The organism is Duganella sp. GW821-FHT07F09 (genome assembly GCF_059418705.1).
In genome coordinates this window covers 250,944-268,046 of record NZ_JBWKQJ010000003.1, presented here as the reverse complement: position 1 = coordinate 268,046, position 17,103 = coordinate 250,944, and the positions used below count along the sequence as shown (strand labels likewise).

General features: G+C 69.2%; 10 protein-coding genes. 3 read left to right on the top strand and 7 right to left on the bottom strand.

Going from position 1 to position 17,103, the window contains the following annotated elements:
• Positions 1 to 53: 53 nt before the first annotated feature.
• The 3 genes from AC07P1_RS09720 to AC07P1_RS09710 all read right to left on the bottom strand — a co-directional run bounded on the left by AC07P1_RS09720 (position 54) and on the right by AC07P1_RS09710 (position 7,864).
• Complete coding sequence (locus AC07P1_RS09720; RefSeq protein ID WP_494695596.1) at positions 54 to 1,841, bottom strand: glycoside hydrolase family 9 protein; 1,788 nt, start codon at positions 1,839 to 1,841, stop codon at positions 54 to 56.
• A 131-nt stretch (positions 1,842 to 1,972) separates the two neighbouring features.
• Positions 1,973 to 6,238 carry a hybrid sensor histidine kinase/response regulator gene (locus AC07P1_RS09715; protein ID WP_494695595.1) on the bottom strand — a complete coding sequence of 1,422 codons (4,266 nt, stop codon included), beginning with the start codon at positions 6,236 to 6,238 and terminating at the stop codon, positions 1,973 to 1,975.
• A gap of 114 nt (positions 6,239 to 6,352) precedes the next feature.
• Positions 6,353 to 7,864 (bottom strand): efflux transporter outer membrane subunit, encoded by a 1,512-nt coding sequence (locus tag AC07P1_RS09710; RefSeq protein WP_494695594.1) that lies wholly within the window; start codon positions 7,862 to 7,864, stop codon positions 6,353 to 6,355.
• A 90-nt stretch (positions 7,865 to 7,954) separates the two neighbouring features.
• On the opposite strand from AC07P1_RS09710, the gene AC07P1_RS09705 reads away from it, so the two are divergent.
• The 3 genes from AC07P1_RS09705 (at position 7,955) to AC07P1_RS09695 (ending at position 12,899) form a co-directional block, all read left to right on the top strand.
• Positions 7,955 to 8,572 (top strand): TetR/AcrR family transcriptional regulator, encoded by a 618-nt coding sequence (locus tag AC07P1_RS09705; protein ID WP_494695593.1) that lies wholly within the window; start codon positions 7,955 to 7,957, stop codon positions 8,570 to 8,572.
• A gap of 83 nt (positions 8,573 to 8,655) precedes the next feature.
• Positions 8,656 to 9,783: an efflux RND transporter periplasmic adaptor subunit gene (locus tag AC07P1_RS09700; RefSeq protein ID WP_494695592.1), complete on the top strand. Its 1,128-nt coding sequence runs from the start codon at positions 8,656 to 8,658 to the stop codon at positions 9,781 to 9,783.
• On the top strand, positions 9,780 to 12,899 hold the full coding sequence (locus AC07P1_RS09695; RefSeq protein ID WP_494695591.1) for an efflux RND transporter permease subunit: 3,120 nt from the start codon (positions 9,780 to 9,782) through the stop codon (positions 12,897 to 12,899). The genes AC07P1_RS09700 and AC07P1_RS09695 overlap by 4 nt, the downstream gene beginning before the upstream one ends.
• On the opposite strand, the gene AC07P1_RS09690 is transcribed toward AC07P1_RS09695, so the two are convergent.
• The 4 genes from AC07P1_RS09690 to AC07P1_RS09675 all read right to left on the bottom strand — a co-directional run bounded on the left by AC07P1_RS09690 (position 12,847) and on the right by AC07P1_RS09675 (position 17,048).
• Positions 12,847 to 13,440: a TadE family protein gene (locus tag AC07P1_RS09690; protein WP_494695590.1), complete on the bottom strand. Its 594-nt coding sequence runs from the start codon at positions 13,438 to 13,440 to the stop codon at positions 12,847 to 12,849. The genes AC07P1_RS09695 and AC07P1_RS09690 overlap by 53 nt on opposite strands.
• Positions 13,437 to 14,906: a pilus assembly protein TadG-related protein gene (locus AC07P1_RS09685; protein ID WP_494695589.1), complete on the bottom strand. Its 1,470-nt coding sequence runs from the start codon at positions 14,904 to 14,906 to the stop codon at positions 13,437 to 13,439. The genes AC07P1_RS09690 and AC07P1_RS09685 overlap by 4 nt, the downstream gene beginning before the upstream one ends.
• A gap of 113 nt (positions 14,907 to 15,019) precedes the next feature.
• Positions 15,020 to 16,357 (bottom strand): sensor histidine kinase, encoded by a 1,338-nt coding sequence (locus AC07P1_RS09680; RefSeq protein ID WP_494695588.1) that lies wholly within the window; start codon positions 16,355 to 16,357, stop codon positions 15,020 to 15,022.
• On the bottom strand, positions 16,350 to 17,048 hold the full coding sequence (locus AC07P1_RS09675) for a response regulator transcription factor (RefSeq protein WP_494695587.1): 699 nt from the start codon (positions 17,046 to 17,048) through the stop codon (positions 16,350 to 16,352). Before AC07P1_RS09675 ends, AC07P1_RS09680 begins: the two co-directional genes overlap by 8 nt.
• Between the last annotated feature and the right edge of the window lie 55 nt (positions 17,049 to 17,103).

The following is a 17,103-nucleotide window of genomic DNA, read 5'->3' as shown; positions in this document are numbered from 1 at the left end:
GACACGACGTTGCTGAACGAAGTGTCTTTATACACAACTATCCGTTGCGGCGCTTACTTTTTTGATAATCCTTCCGGCGCCGGCGTCAGCGCCTGGATCGCCCCCGACACGTACACCAGCGGCGCGTTCCAGTTGATGGCGATTTCATTGCTGGCGTAGGAGCAATCGTGATCCAGCCAGGACTTGGCCGGCACCGCCGACGGATAGGACACCGGGCAATCGCCCTTGTCCTGCTGGCCCGGCTGCGGGCCGCCGACCAGGAAGCCGGGGACCGGCGCGGCGATGCCGTCCGCCGCCGAAGGCCGGTGGTGCGGGTGCAGCGCCGACCGCGTTCCGTAGCCGGTGACGAACGACGTGCCGACCGCGTTGCGGCCGAGCACATAGTCCAGCCCGGACTGGGCCGCCTGCAGATACTCGCGCTTGCCGTTCAGCCGGTAGCCTTGCAGCAGCATCATCGACTGGTTCAACACCACGGCGCTGCTGCCCCAGACATAGTCGCCGGCCTGCATGGTGATGCCATAGGCCGAGTCCTTCCACACCTTGGCCAGATCGCCGGCCAGGCCGTCTATCCTGGCGGCGATCAGCGCCTGGTCGGCGGCCGGCGTCAGCTGCTTGCGGTGACGCGCCAGCGACATCCAGGCCAGCCCGCCCACATCGCTCCACGATGGAATGGTCGCCTTCAGTTGCGGCGCGCGCATCGCCTTGTAGTAGGCGTCGTCGCCGGTGCCGATATACAGCTCGGCCGCCGCCCACCCGAACTCGTCGCTCACATTGGCGTCGCCGTATTCGCCGGTGCGGATGTCCTTGGGCTGGCGATAATAGACGGCGGGATTCTTCTGCGCCCACTGCCACGCGGCCTTGGACGCGGCCAGCGCGCGCGCCGAGATCCCGTTCAGCTTGCCGTCATACGGCTTCAGCACGCGGCTCGCGGTCGCCATCACGGCGGCGAAGTCGAGCGCTGCGGCGGTGGTCTTTTGCACCACATAGCGCTGCTGCCTGGCCTGGTCCGGCATCACCATGCCATCGAAGGACTTGTCGGTCAGCTTGTGGTAGACGCCGCCATCGGCGGGGTCCTGCATGGTGAGCATCCAGTCCAGGTTCCACAACACCTCGTTGAGGATGTCGGGGATGCCGTTGCCGCTCTCGGGGATGTTGAGGTTCTGCGCCTTGTAGAACTCCGGGGAATCCTCGTAGGCGGCCAGCAAGGTGTAGGTCGTGATGCCCGAGTTGACGATGTATTTGTTGTAGTCGCCGGCGTCGTACCAGCCCTTGGGGCTGGAAATGACGGTGCCGGCCGGGCGCGCGGCGCTGGCCGCCGATTCGTGGATCTGCACGTTGGTGTCCGGATGCCCCGCCTTGCGGGCGAAGATCCCGGCATGTTTTTCGGGCAAGGCGATGCCGGCGCGGTTGAGGTAATAGGCCTTGATCGCGGCGGCGTTGAGCGCCTGGTAGGCGTCGGCGCCGACCGTGAACGGCGCCGAATCGGGCAGCCCCGCCACGCGCAGCTGGTAGCGCCCCGGCGCCGCCAAGTCGCTGAAGTTGGCCAGGCGGACGGTTTCGCCCGCCGGCGCGTAGGCCGCCGCCGCGCCCAGGGTGCCGCGCATCGCGACGGTGTCGCTGCCCGCCTTGACGACGCTGAAGGCGGCGCCGTCGACGTTCGGGACCACGGCGACCTTGGCCGATCCCGGCAGGTAGCCGATCTGGTCGAGCTTGATTTCACGCTCGCCGGCGAGCGCGGCGGGTGCGGCGTGGCCGTGGCCGACGGCGGCCAACAGCGGCAACAAGGCCGCCATCGCGGTGATTTTTCCTGCGCCTCGACGGCGGACTGGTGCTGGTTTCAACGATGATCTCCTATTTTATGAAAACGTTTTCACAATATAGTCTCGCGCTTTGACGTAAAAGTCAATGCGCGCCTCCGGTCGGCCGGCACAGCTCACGCAGGCCGCTCATAGGGCCAGTTCATAGGGCCAGTTCATAGGGCCAGCTCATGCTTGTAGATCACCCATTGCAAGGCCGCGTGCGCGCCCTCGAAATCGAGATCGTCCAGGCCGCGCTGTATCGCCTCGCCGTCCCACGCGCCGAAGTCGGTCTTGAACTCCGCCGCGCAGGCGGCGAACATGGCGATCGCGGCGGTGTCGCCGTCGCGCATCAGGTCGGCCAGGCGCCGCAAGTCGGCCAGCCAATCCCCGCGCGCCCGCCCGGGGCCGGCGGCGGCCACATCCTCCGCCGGCAAACACGCGTCCAGACCGTCGCACAGCAGCGCCAGCGCGTCCTCGAGCGACTCGAGCGCCGGCCCCATGGCCGACAGCGTGGACGGCGCGCCGCGCGCCGCCTGCTCCAGCTCCCCGGCCAGCTGCGCGATCGGCGCCGCGCCGATGCCCGCGGCCAAGCCGCGCAGCGAATGCGCATGGCGCATGGCGGCGCCATAGTCGCGCCGCGCCACCGCCGCGCGTATCCTGCCGGCGCAATCGCGCTCGTCCCGGAGGAACAGCCGCAGCACCTTGAGCAGCAGCGCCTCGTCGCCGTTGACGCCGCGCAGCGCGCACGCCATGTCCAGGCCCGGCAGCTTGTCTGGCAGCGACCGCGCCGGCACGCCGGTCCCGCCACCGCCCGACCGGTCCGCCGTGGCGGCCGGCAGGTACTGATGCAACATGCGGTGCAGTTCGGCGGGTATCAGCGGTTTGCTGATATGGTCGTTGAATCCCTCCGCCAGGCAGCGCTGGCGTTGCTCGGGCATGGCGTTGGCCGTCATGGCGACGATCGGCAGCGCGTCGAAGCGCGCGTCCCGGCGCAGGCGCATGGTGGTGGCGTGGCCGTCGAGTTCCGGCATATGCAAGTCCATGAAGACCAGCTGGTAATAGTGGTCCATGGGCTGGTCCATGCCGGCCGCGTGCCGCGCCTGCAGCAGATCGATGGCCTCGCGGCCGTTGACCGCGAGGTCGACCTCGATCCCGCAGGCGCCGAGCAAGCCGACGGCGATCTCCTGGTTGATGTCGTTGTCCTCCACCAGCAACACCCGCGCGCCCTTGAATTGCGGGACGTAGGCGCGCTGGCCGGGCGCCGGGTGCGGCGCCGGCGCGGCGGCGGCGGCGCGCTCCAGCCAGAGCTCGACGATGAAACGGCTGCCGACGCCGAACTCGCTCTCGACGCGGATGGTGCCGCCCATCAAGCCGATCAGGTTCTGGCAAATACTCAGGCCCAGCCCGGTGCCGCCGAACCGGCGGCTGGCGGAATTGTCGGCCTGGGTGAACGCCTGGAACAGCCGCCCCAGCTCTTCGGCCGACATGCCGATGCCGGTGTCGCGCACGCTAAATTCCAGCAACACCCGCCCGGCCTGCTGTTCGAGCATGCGCACCGCCAGCCCCACCTCGCCGCGCAAGGTGAACTTGAGCGCGTTGTTGAGCAGGTTGATCAGCACCTGCCCCAGGCGCTGGGCGTCGCCGCGCAGGCGGCGCGGCACGTCGGGGGCCACGTCGAAATGGCATTCGAGCGCCTTGTCGCCGATGCCGCCGGCGCTGATGACGGCGACGTGGGCCAGCGTGTCGTCGAGGTCGAAATCGGCATAGGCGATATCGAGCTTGCCGGCCTCGATCTTGGAGAAATCCAGGATGTCGTTGATGATGGCCAGCAGCGAGTTGCCGGCGTTGTGGATCTTCTGGATGTAGTCGCGTTGCCCGACCGGCAACTCGCCGGCCAGCACCAGATGCGACAAGCCGATCACCGCGTTCATCGGCGTGCGGATCTCGTGACTCATATTGGCCAGGAACATCGACTTGGCCTGGGTCGCCTCCTCCGCCTTGGCGCGGGCCGATTGCGCCTCCCGGCGCTGCTGGTCGGCCAGCGCTTTTTGCCGCAGCACCTCGGCCGTGCGCGCCGCCACCTCCCGCTCGAGCGCGTCGCGCTGCGCCGCCAGCTTCCAGATCCGCAGCCGGTACGCATAAATCAGCGCGCCGACGATCAGTAGCGCGGCGCCGGCATACGCCCACAGCGTGCGCCACCACGGCGGGCTGATGGTCAGCGGCAGGTCGAGCATGGCCGAGCTGGTCTGCAACGCCCCGTGGTCGGCCACCACTTGCAGGCGGTACCTGCCGGGCGCCAGCGCCGCGTAGCGCAGCTCGCCATTTTTGCTGGTCGTCCATTGCTCCTCCTGGCCCAGCAGGCGGTAGCGATAGGCCAGCGATTCGTGGTTCTGGAACACCGGCGCCGCCAGTTGCACGTCCAGCGTGGCGCCGCTCCACGGCGCGACCGCGCCCGCCAGCGCGCTGCCGCCATAGCGCATCGACGCCAGCTGCAGCGGGATGGTGTGCGGTCCGAACAATTCCTCGGGCCGCAGCAGGTGGGCGGTGCCGTTGCTGGTGCCCACCCAGATCGAGCCGTCGCGATCCTCCATGATCGCGTTCTGGTTGCTGTCGTTCCAGACCATGCCGCTTTGCTGGTTGAACAGGCGCCAGCGCTGGCCGTTCCATACCATCAGTCCGGCGTCGGTGCCCAGCCACAGCCAGTGGCGCCGGTCCACCAGCAGCGATTGGAGCCTCCTGCCGTCCAGCACGGCATGCTCGATCTGGCGCGGCTGCGGCTGCGATTCGGCCGCGTTGGCGCGCCACAAATGCGTGTCGTCGCCCAACCACAACGTATCGCCGTCACAGGCGACGAGCTGGAAGAAGTCGCCGGCCCGCGGCGACAACAGCCGCGACCATTTACCGTCGATGCCGAGGCGCAGCAATCCCTTGTCGCTGGCGAACCACAGGCGGCCGCCGGCGTCGCGGCAGGCGCTGGCGAAGGCGGCGTGCGCCCCCAATAATTCGGCGGGCGTGTCGACCCGCCGCGCCACCGGCTCGCCGTAGGGATCGTCGATCACATACAGCCCGCGCCGGGTGCAGATCCACAAGCGGCCGTCGGCGTCGAACAACAATTGGAAGATATCGCTGATGGGCAGGCGCGCCACGATATGGCCCTCGCCGCTGTTGCGGTCGCGGCGCACCACGCGGCCCTGGCCTCCCGCCCAGACGTCGCCGTGCCTGTCCTCGGCCAACGCGGTCCAGCGCTGGGGCTGGGCCGGATCGCCGGTCCACGGCACGAAACGGTTGCCGCGTTGCGACACCAGTCCGCCGCCGGTACCGAGATGCAATACGCCTTCGCGCGTGCGCAACAGCGCCCAGACGTCGTCATGCGGCAAGCCCTGGGCCGTGGACCAGTTCTCCCAGCGGCGATAGCCTTGCCACTGCACCAGGCCGTTTCCGGGCACGCCGATCCACAAATCGCCGTGCCGGTCCAGCAGCAGCGCATGCAGGTCGGTGCCGACGCGCAGGCCCTGCTCCGCCCCGTAACGTTCCGTGCCCTTGGCGCCGATGCGGAACACGCCGTTGTCGGTGATGCTGAGCATGCGGCCGTCGCCGTCAAGCAACAGCGGCGTCGGCCAGCCTTTTTTGGGCATGCCGAAGTGCTCCGGGGTGCGCTCGCTGAAATGTTGCTCGTCCGCCGAGAGCACCATCAGCCGGTTCGAATCCCCCACCCAGAGCATGCCGCCGGCGTCGCGCCGCAGCGCGAACCAGCGCTGGTCCGGCAGGCCCTGGGCGGCGCCGAGCACCGTCAGCGCGCCGCCCCGCTGGCGGCACAGCGCGCGCCCACAGCCCAGCCACAAGGTGCCGTCGGGGTCGCGCAGGATGCCGGCGATGTCGGCCAGGGCGGGCGTGGCGGCGATTTGCGCTGCGCTGTAGAACGGCGTGGCCTGCCAGCCGCCCTTGCCGTCCGGCCGCACCCGCCGCAGCTGGTTTTGATCCAGCACCAGCAACTCGTTGGCGTCCACCGACGCGAACCGCTGCCCGGTCGCCATCCCAAGCACGCCGCCGTCCGCTCCCAACACCGGACGCAGCCGCTGTCCGTCGAGCACGAACAATCCATGCTCCGTGCCCACCCACAGCCGTCCGCCGGCATCCACATGCAGCGCGCTGATCAGCGCGTCGTCGAGCCCTTGGTCGATGCGCTGGAACCGATTGCCGTCGAAGCGGAACAAGCCGTTCTCGGTGCCGACCCAAAGATAGCCGGCGCGGTCCTGGGCCAGCGCCATGACGACCAGATTGGCCAAGCCGTCCAACTGACCGTAGTTACGCAGCGACAACTGCTGGGCCGCCGCCGGGGCGGCCGCCAGCAACCAACTCATCACCCCCGCAGCCAGCCACGCGGCGGCGGCGCGCCATGAGGCGCGGCCAGTGGCCCATCGATAGCGGGGTTGAAACATGGTGACCGGCTAACTTTCCGCATTTCGGCGACGCCAGCGTGCCGCAACGACTTTTGTTTTCAATCGCACAATCTTAATTGTGATGGGCGATCTCCACAAGATACTATTAAGCAATTACCGCGAAAAACGCGCGCCGGCCAGCGCCACGGCCGCCGCCGGCCCGGCTTGCCCCGACTGCCAGCCGCCGCCGAGCGCTTTGAAGGCCGCCACCGCCGCCCGCGCGGACTCGGTTTGCGCCTGCGCCCGCGCGTCGGTGGCGCGCAACAGGTTCTCGTCCGCTTGCAACACTTCGATCAGGCTGACCACCCCTTTCTGGTAGGCCGCGAACGCGGCGCCCCGGGCCCGCCCGAGCGCGTCGACACCCCCGGCCAGGATGACGGCCTGGTCCTCGCGCTTGACCAGCGCCGACAAGGCGTTTTCCACCTCTTCGGTGGCGCGCAGCACGGCCAGCCGGTAGGCGGCCAGCGACTCGGCCTCGCGCCCCTTGGCCAGTTCGATCTCGGCGTCGATGCGGCCGAAGTCGAACAGGCGCCAGCGCAAGCCGAGCACGCCGGCGGCCTGGCTGGCGCCGCCGGTGAACAGATTGCCGCCGGACACCGCTGTCGCGCTGCCGATCAATCCGCTGAACGACAGCTTGGGGTAGTACTCGGCGACGGCGACGCCGATGCGGGCGTTCGACGCCGCCAGCCGGCGCTCGGCCACGATCAGGTCGGGCCGGCGACGCAGCAGGTCGCCGGGCGTTCCGGTGGCGGCGATGGCCGGCGCCGCCGGTATCGCCGCGGTCGCCGCTATCGAAGTACCGGCGCCGGCCGCCGCCAGCTCGTCGCGGTGGGTGCCCGGGGCCGTGCCCAGCATCACGTCCAGCGCGTTCATGGCGGTGTCCAGCCCGGCCTCCAGCACCGGCACCGTGGCCCGGACCTGCGCCAGCGCGCCCTCGACCTGGCGCACCTGCAGCTCGGCCGCCAGGCCCTTGCCGTATAGCAGATTGAGCGTCGACAGCAACTCCTGCTGCGTCTTCACCTGTCCGCGCGCGATGTCGAGGCGGGCTTGCAGGCCGCGGATGCCGATATAGATGTCGGCGGTCTGGGCCGCAACGGCCAGCCGGGCCGCGGCCGCCCCCGCCGCCGACGCCTGGTAATCCGCCAGCGCCGCCTCGCGCCCGCGGCGCAAGCCGCCGAAGGCGTCCACTTCCCAGCCGACGCCCAGATTGGCCTCGTACGAGTTGCCGTAACGGTCGAAGCCCGGTTGCGAATTGAGCACCTGTCCCAGCGGCGTCTCCACCGACTGGTAGGCGCGCGCGCCCTGCGCGCCGACGGTGCCCGACGGCAGCAGCGCGGCGTTGGCCGCGCCTAGTCCGGCGCGCGCCTGGGCCACGCGCGCCGCCGCCTGCGCCAGGTCCAGGTTCTGCGCCAGCGCCAACGTAACGTAGCGGGTCAGCTGCGCATCGCCGAACCCCTCCCACCAGGCGACGAGGTCGGCGCTGGCGACGGCCTGGCGCTGCTCGACGGCGGCTTGTCCGAGGTAGCGTTCCGGCAAGGGAGTGGCGGGCCGGCTGTAGTCCGGTCCGACGGCGCAACCCGCCGCACCGGCGGCGGCGAGTATCAGGAGAGAGCGTGTGAGCGGCATGGGATTTTCCATGTGAGTGACGATTTAGTGACTATATCACTAAATCGTCACTCGTTGTACAATCTCCGCACACCGAGTAACGTAAACCACATGACCAAACCAAACACACCTTCGGCCTCCGCGCGGGGCCCCGCCGATCACGACGTGCGCGACCAGATCGTCGCCGCCGCGACCGAACATTTCCGTCTGTACGGTTACGAGAAAACCACCGTCTCCGACCTGGCCAAGGCCATCGGTTTTTCCAAGTCCTATATCTACAAGTTCTTCGAATCCAAGCAGGCCATCGGCGAACAGATCTGCGCCGACTGCCTGCGCGAGATCGAAAGCGACATCCGGGCCGCCGTCGACGGCGCCGACCGCCCCCCGGAGAAGCTGCGGCGCCTGTTCAAGGCCGCCGTCGAATCGAGCCTGCGGCTGTTCTTCGAAGACCGCAAGTTGTACGACATCGCAGCCTCGGCGGCCACGGAGCAGTGGCCGGCCGCGCGCGCCTACGAGGAGCGCATCCGGCTGCTGCTGCAGGACGTGCTGCGCCAGGGCCGCGAGAGCGAGGATTTCGAGCGCAAGACCCCGCTCGACGAGGCGGCGGCGGCGATCCATCTGGTGATGCGCCCGTATCTGAATCCACTGCTGTTACAACACAGCCTCGATCACACCGCCGTGGCGCCAGCCCTCCTTTCCAGCCTGGTGCTGCGCAGCCTGTCGCCGTAAAACCAGGCATTTTTATGTGACCATTGACAAATTTGGTCACTAGTTACAAAATAAGGTCCTGTTCAGTTCTCAACGGGATTCCCATGCTCGGCCATCGTTCCGCCCTCACCTCCGTCCTCGCCGTCTTGCCGCTCGCGCTCGCCGCCTGCGGCGACAAGACGCCACCCGATCCACGCGCCGGCGCGCCGCTGGTGCGCGCCGCCACCGTCCAGGGGGCGGCCGACGCCACCATGCGCAGCTTCACCGGCACCGTCGCCGCCCGCGTGCAAAGCGACCTCGGCTTCCGGGTCGGCGGCAAGGTGCTGGAGCGGCTGGTCGACGCCGGCCAAAGCGTCAAGCGTGGGCAAACGCTGATGCGCATCGACCCGGTCGACCTGAAACTGGCGGCCAACGCCCAACTTGAAACAGTCGCCGCCGCCCGCGCCCGCGCGCGCCAGACGGCCGACGAGGAGGCGCGCTACCGCGACCTGCGCGGCACAGGCGCGATCTCGGCGTCGGCCTACGACCAGGTCAAGGCGGCGGCCGATGCCGCCAGGGCCCAGCTCAACGCGGCCGAATCCCAGGCCGAGGTGGCCCGCAACGCCAGCCGCTACGGCGAGCTGGTGGCCGATAGCGACGGCGTCGTCATGGAAACGCTGGCCGAGCCCGGCCAGGTCGTCGGCGCCGGCCAGGTCGTCGTGCGCGTCGCCCGCGCCGGCCAGCGCGAGGCCGTCGTCCAGTTGCCGGAAACCCTGCGCCCCGCGCTGGGCTCGATCGGCCAGGCCACCTTGTTCGGCAAGGAAGGGGGCATCGTCGCCGCCAGGCTGCGGCAGCTCTCCAACGCCGCCGACCGCCAGACCCGCACCTTCGAGGCGCGCTATGTGCTCGATGGCCAACTCTCCAACGCGCCGTTGGGCACCACGGTCACGATCCGGATAGCGGATGGCCATGCGGGCACGGAAGCCGGCTGGTCGGTGCCGATCGGCGCCTTGTCCGATCAAGGCAAGGGTCCCGGGGTCTGGGTGATCCAGGGCGAACCGGCGAAGGTGGGCTGGCGGGCCGTGACGGTACAGCGCATCGGCGACGACACCGCCCGCGTGTCGGGCCCGCTCAAGCAGGGCGACCGGGTGGTGGCGCTGGGCGCGCATATGCTGCGTGAAGGCGAGCAGGTGCGCCTGGCCGTCCAGCCCGCGGCGGCGACAGCCGGCCGGACCGAGGGAGCGCGGCCATGAGCGAGGGGCGTTTCAACCTGTCGGCGCTGGCCGTGCGCGAGCGTTCCGTCACCCTCTTCCTGATCTGCCTGATCACTCTGGCGGGCGTCCTCTCCTTCTTCAAACTCGGCCGGGCGGAAGACCCCGCCTTCACGGTCAAGGTGATGACCGTCATCACCGCCTGGCCCGGCGCCACCGCGCGCGAGATGCAGGACCAGGTCGCCGAAAAGCTGGAAAAACGGCTGCAGGAACTGCGCTGGTACGAGCGCGCCGAGACCTACACCCGTCCCGGCCTGGCCTTCACCACCCTCACCCTGCTCGACAGCACGCCGCCGGCCGAGGTCCAGGAACAGTTCTACCAGGCCCGCAAGAAAGTCGGCGACGAGGCCGGCAACCTGCCGTCCGGCGTGATCGGGCCGATGGTCAACGACGAATACGCCGACGTCACGTTCGCCCTGTTCGCCTTGAAGGCCAAGGGCGAACCGCAGCGCCTGCTGGTGCGCGACGCCGAGACCTTGCGCCAGCGCCTGCTACACGTGCCTGGCGTCAAAAAGGTCAACATCGTCGGCGAGCAGCCCGAGCGCATCTTCGTCGAGTTCTCGCACGAGCGCCTGGCCACCCTGGGCGTCGGCCCGCAGGAGGTGTTCGCCGCGCTCAACGCCCAGAACGTGCTGACGCCGGCCGGCTCGGTGGAAACCAGGGGGCCGTCGGTGTTCCTGCGCCTCGACGGCGCCTTCGACGAACTGCAAAAAATCCGCGACACGCCGGTCGTGGCCCAGGGCCGCACCCTGAAGCTGTCGGACATCGCCAGCGTCGAGCGCGGCTACGAGGACCCGGCCACCTTCATGATCCGCAACGGCGGCGAGCCGGCCCTACTGCTGGGCATCGTCATGCGCGACGGCTGGAACGGCCTCGACCTGGGCACCGCCCTCGACAAGGAAGTCGGCGCCATCAACGCCGACATGCCGCTGGGCATGGCCTTGACCAAGGTCACCGACCAAGCCGTCAATATCGGCTCGGCGGTCGACGAATTCATGGTCAAGTTCTTCGTCGCGCTGCTGGTGGTGATGGTGGTGTGCTTCGTCAGCATGGGCTGGCGCGTGGGCATCGTGGTGGCGGCGGCCGTGCCGCTGACCTTGGCGGTGGTGTTCATCGTCATGGCCGCGACCGGCAAGAACTTCGACCGCATCACCCTGGGCTCGCTGATCCTGGGCCTGGGCCTGCTGGTGGACGACGCCATCATCGCCATCGAAATGATGGTGGTCAAGATGGAGGAAGGCTACAGCCGCATCGCCGCCTCGGCCTACGCCTGGAGCCACACGGCCGCGCCCATGCTCTCGGGCACCCTGGTGACGGCGGTCGGCTTCATGCCCAACGGCTTCGCCCGCTCCACGGCCGGCGAATACACCAGCAATATGTTCTGGATCGTCGGCATCGCGCTGATCGCCTCGTGGGTGGTGGCGGTGGTGTTCACGCCCTACCTCGGCGTCAAGCTGCTGCCCGAACTCAAGCAGGTCGCGGGCGGCCACGAGGCGCTGTACGACACGCCGCGCTACAACCGCTTCCGCCAGGCGCTGGCGCGCGTCATCGCCGCCAAGTGGCTGGTGGCCGGGGCCGTGATCGGCCTGTTCGCGCTGTCCGTGGCGGGCATGGCCATCGTCAAGAAGCAGTTCTTCCCGATCTCCGACCGCCCCGAGGTGCTGGTCGAGGTGCAAATGCCGTATGGTTCCTCCATCGCGCAGACCAGCGCCAGCGCCGCCAGGGTGGAAGCCTGGCTGGCCAGGCAACCGGAGGCGAAGATCGTCACCGCCTACATCGGCCAGGGCGCGCCGCGCTTCTATCTGGCGATGGGACCGGAACTGCCCGATCCGTCGTTCGCCAAGATCGTCGTGCGCACCGACAGCCAGGAGCAGCGCGAGGCGCTCAAGCACCGCCTGCGCCAGGCCATCGCCGACGGCGTGGCCCCCGAGGCGCGCGTGCGCGTCACCCAGCTCGTGTTCGGTCCCTACTCGCCGTTCCCGGTCGCCTACCGCGTCAGCGGGCCGGACCCGGAGCAGCTGCGCGCCATCGCCGCCGAGGTGCAGCAAGTGATGAACGCCAGCCCGATGATGCGCACCGTGAACAACGACTGGGGCACGCGCGTGCCGACCCTGCACTTCACGTTGCAGCAGGACCGCTTGCAGGCCGTCGGCCTGAGCTCGAGCGCCGTGGCGCAGCAGTTGCAATTCCTTCTCAGCGGCGTGCCGCTGACGGCCGTGCGCGAAGACATCCGCACGGTGCAGGTGGTGGCGCGCTCGGCCGGAGATGCACGGCTCGACCCGGCCCGGATCGCCGACTTCACCCTGACCGGCGCCAACGGCCAGCGCATCCCGCTGTCGCAGGTCGGCACGGTCGAGGTGCGCGCCGAGGAACCGGTCATGCGCCGGCGCGACCGCGTGCCGACCATCACCGTGCGCGGCGATATCGCCGAGGGCTTGCAGCCGCCCGACGTATCGGCCGCGATGACCGCGCAGTTGAAGCCGATCAAGGACAAGCTGCCGGCCGGCTACCGCCTCGACGAGGCCGGCTCCATCGAGGAATCGGGCAAGGCGATGCAAGCGATGCTGCCGCTGTTCCCGATCATGCTGGCCGTCACCTTGCTGATCCTGATCTTCCAGGTGCGTTCGATCTCGGCGATGGTGATGGTCTTCCTGACCAGCCCGCTGGGCCTGATCGGCGTGGTGCCGACGTTGCTGCTGTTCGCGCAGCCGTTCGGCATCAACGCGCTGGTCGGGCTGATCGCGCTGTCGGGCATCCTGATGCGCAACACCCTGATCCTGATCGGGCAGATCCACCACAACGAGCAGGCGGGATTGGCGCCGTTCCAGGCGGTGGTCGAGGCCACCGTGCAGCGCGCGCGGCCGGTGGTGCTGACCGCGCTGGCGGCGATCCTGGCCTTCATCCCGCTGACCCATTCGGTGTTCTGGGGCACCCTGGCCTACACCCTGATCGGCGGCACCTTCGCCGGGACGATCCTGACCTTGGTGTTCCTGCCGGCGATGTATTCGATCTGGTTCAAGATCCGGCCGGACCAGCAGGCGCCGCTCAGGGACACGGCGCCTGCCCCGGCGGCGCTCCCAGCGTCTCGACCGTCGTGACGGCCGGCGCCATCGGCAAGCTGAGCGGTATGGCGAGGAAGGAAAACATCGGCTGATACGCGACCCGGACGCATTGGCCGGTGTCGGCCGGGTCGCAGATGCGCGCCCGCACCAGCTTGATGCAGCTCGCGTCGTAGGGGTTGCGCATGCAGGTGACGCGGTTGTTGGCCGGGCACGACGGCAGCGACGCGGTCGGGATCTCGTTCATCGCGCCGCCGCCGGCGTCCGACAGCGCCAGATAGTCGATGCGGATGTGGGCGTCGGTCACCGGCGCGCCCAGGGTCAGCGTGCCGGACGAAGCGCGAAAGATGGCGCGCTGGCGCACGCCGCTCATGGCGGCCGCGTCGCTGAAGTCGGCGTTCGCGGCCGCCGCCGCCGCCCGGTGCGTGACCACCTGCAGCGTATTAAATATGTACAACAGGCGCGCTATCTCGACCACGCCGCAGACGACCGCCAGGAACAGCGTGATCACGATGGCGAACTCGGCGGTTATGGCGCCGGCGCGCCGGCGCCGGGCGCCCTGCTGGTCCGCGCGCCTCATGGATAAAGCTCCACCGCGCCGCCCAGCGATTGCTCGGCCACCAGTCCGCCGAACTCGGCGCGCACGCTGGTGGCGGTGGCCGGCACCGTCATCAAGAACTTGCCGATGCCAAGCACCGTGGCCGTCGACAGCGCGCCGGCCGGCACCGGACAGGACAGCAAGGCCACGTTCAGCACGCGGCGCCCGGCCGCGCCCTTGCGCGCCAGCGGCGGCGCCTGGAAGTTGGCGCCGCTGGTGGCCCGGTAGGGCGTCGAGCTGCCACCGGGGTACGACGCGGCGGCGGCGGGCGCCCCCGGCCCGTACAGCGAGCTCCAGGCGCTGGTGGCGAACGGCGTGTAGCCGCCGGCCGGCTCGGCGGCGCCCGCCACATACGCGCTGTACGGGACGGCGCGGGCGTAGGCCCACAGCGGCCCGTACATCGGACCGGTGGTGCCCGGCGGCTGCGCCAGGGGATCGGCGACGGTCCACAGCTTGCCGTCGACCGTCGTCGGCTGCGCCACCTGCCCGGCCGGGGCCACGCTCATCCATGGCGTGCCGCTGCCGGCGGCGCCGAACGCGTACTGCCGGATGTTGGTGTCGGGCGGCGCGGTGGAATACGAGCACAGCGCCCCGGTGTACTGGTCGAACCTGGAATTGAGCTGGTTGAACAGCGACGCCAGCGGGAACGGCCGGCCGACCGTCAGGGCGCCGCCGGTCACGCGCGGCATGCCGAGTTGCCCGGTGCAGACATAGGGGCCGACCACGCCGGGCGCGATGTTGGCCAGCGCGCCGGCGACGCCGGGCGGCGAAAACGGGTCGACGACGAAATTCTCGGCGCCGGTGCCGCCGGGATTGAGCTGCATCAGGTCGTAGGCGACGCCGCGCCGGAAGCCGTATTGCACCAGTTCGACGTTGGCGGTGGGCAAGGGATTGGCGCGCGGGGCGGCCGCGATGTTGGACAGCGCGCACACCGCCAGCGGCGCGACGTCGATCCCCGAGCGCCCCGCCACCGCCGTCACCGCGACATCCATCGACGCCAGCGCATCGGACAGCACGCGCATGAAGAACAGCTCGATGTTCCCCATCGACGCGTCGAGATCGCCGGTGGCGGCGCGCGCGTAGGTCAGGCCGTCGGGGGCCGCGCGGGCCGTGTCGACGTCGACCCAGCCGCCGCTGGGCGAGGCGCTGAACGACAGCGCCCGCTGGTCCCAGGCCACGGGCAACTGGTTGTATTGATACTTGAGCGCGTTCATCGCGATCAACGCCTGGGTGGTGGCGCCATTGATGCCGGCCGCGGTGCCGTTGAGCTGGCGCGCCGCCGTCAGCGCCGCCACGTTCGCCACCGCCTGCAGGTCGGCCCGGCGGTTGTACACCCGCCCCAAATCGAGCGCGATGCCGACGAAACCGATCAGGCAGGCAAGCATCAGGCCGAAGACGATGGCGATGGCGCCGCGCTGCCGCTTGCCGATGTTGACGCCCTGATTCATACATTCGCCTCCGGCCGTGATACATGGTGGAGAGATTATTGTAGCGGGGCAATTAACTGCATAATTGACACAGAACAACAAATCGGCCGCCGGACCCAAAGGGCAACGTCGCGTCAGCGCCCGGGCTCGGTCGGTTGGGCGGCGTGCGCCGTCGAAAAATCCATCTCGGCCAGGGTGCCGCGCGCCGGGTCCGAGCTGATGTGCAAGCGCCATCCGAACCGCTCGCACACGCGGCGGATCAGGAACAATCCCAGCCCCTGCCCGCCACCATGCTTGGCCGACTCGCGCAAGCCCTGGGTGTAGCGGCGCGCGGCCGCGACCGTGTCGAAGCCGGCGCCGCTGTCCTGTATGCTCAGGCGCCCGCCGGCCAGCCGCACGGCGATGGCGCCGTCGTAGGTGTTCTCCGCCGCGTTGCGCAACAGGTTGCCGACCACGATGCGGGCGATCGCCTCGGGACAATTCAACGACAGCGGCTGCAACGCCTCCACCACGAAGCGCGCGCTCTTGCTGGCCACCAGATGGGCATGGTCGTCCACCAGCGCGGCGACCAGGTGGTCGAGCCGGGTCGTTTCGGGCAGCGCCGCGCCGTTCGGTTCGCGCGACAGGAACAGCAACGCCGCCATAATCTGCGTCAAGTCCCCGGTTGTCGCCTCGATGCGTTCGAGCGGCGCCCTGGCCGCCGGCGGCAGGTCGTGCAGCTTCAGCACGTCGACCGCGCCGGCGATGACGGCGATCGGCGTGCGGAATTCGTGGCTGGCCTGGTCGAGCAGGCTGCGCTCCCGTTCGATGAACCGCTCGACGCGGTCCAGATGGCGGTTGACGATGACGGCGATATCGTTCAACTCGCTCAACGCGAACGCCGTCGGCAGGCGCTCCCCGGGCTGTTCCGGATCGAGTCCGTCCATCCGCTGCGCCAGCGACCGTATCGGCCCTTGCATGCAGCGGTACAGCCACACGATCGAGCCGCCTATCATCAGCGCGCTCAACGCCGCGATCAGCAGGCTGATCAACGCCCCCCTGTTTTGCAAATCCTCGAGATCGCTGATATCGACCGCCATCACCACGCGCTCGGCGCCCACCGGCGTCACCAGCACCGCGTAGCTGTTCTCGCTGTCGAAGTCGTCTGTCCGGGCCTCGTCGTAAAAGCCGGGGGCCAGCGTGGCGAAGTACGCCGGCATGCCGGGCGCGGCCTCCCCCGGCCTGATCCGCCAGCCGCGCACGCGCCCGTTGGCCGGCGGCGCCTGGTTCGACGCCGGCGCCGCCGCCGTACCGGCCAGGTATTGCGCCGTGCCCGCCTCCAGCAGTTCCCTCCAGATCGGATGGACGATCAGGCGCTGGCTCAGATTGCCCTGGATGGTCAGCGCCAGCGCCAGGACCATGCCGAACAGGATGAACAGCGCGCTGATCTTATACGGCAGGCTGCGCGTCCGCCTGGCTTGGGGCTCAGTCATCCGCCACGCACAGGCGATAGCCGGTGCCCGCGACGGTTTTGATGAGCTTTCGCGCGGCGTCGCCATCGACCGCCTTGCGCAGCATGTGCATGTGGGAGCGCAGCACGTCGCCGTCCGGGACGCGATCGTTCCAGATCACGCCCTCGAGTTCCTCGCGGCGCACCAGGTTGGGCGACTTGCGCATCAAGTATTCCAGCAACTGGCGCCGCACCGGCGTCATCGCCAACGGCTTGCCCGCCCGCGTCACCTCCAGCGTGCCGAGGTCGAAGCGCAGGTCGGCCACTTCCAGCACCCGCGTCTCCTCCTGCGCCAGGCGGGTGCGCCGCACCAGCACCCGCAGCCGTATTTCGAGTTCGGCCAACGCCACCGGCTTGACCACGTAATCGTCCGCTCCGGTCATGAATCCCTGGAGCTTGTTTTCCAGCTGGTCCTTGGCCGTGATGACGATGACCGGCACCCGCGACTTCAACCCGGTGCGCAGGCGCTCCAGCATGGCCATGCCGTCGAGGCGCGGCATCATCCAGTCCAGCACCACCGCGTCGTAGCGGTGCAGCGCCAGCAGGCCGAGGCCCGACTCGCCGTCCGGCGCGGCGTCGGCCGTGTGGCCGCAAGCCTCCAGGTACTCGTAGATGTTGGCCGCCAGCGAGGCGTTGTCCTCGATGATAAGCACGCTCAGTTTCTGATCGATCATAATCTTCTTTTTGACGGAACCGGCCCGGCTGCCACCGGGCCGGCGCCGCCTTTCA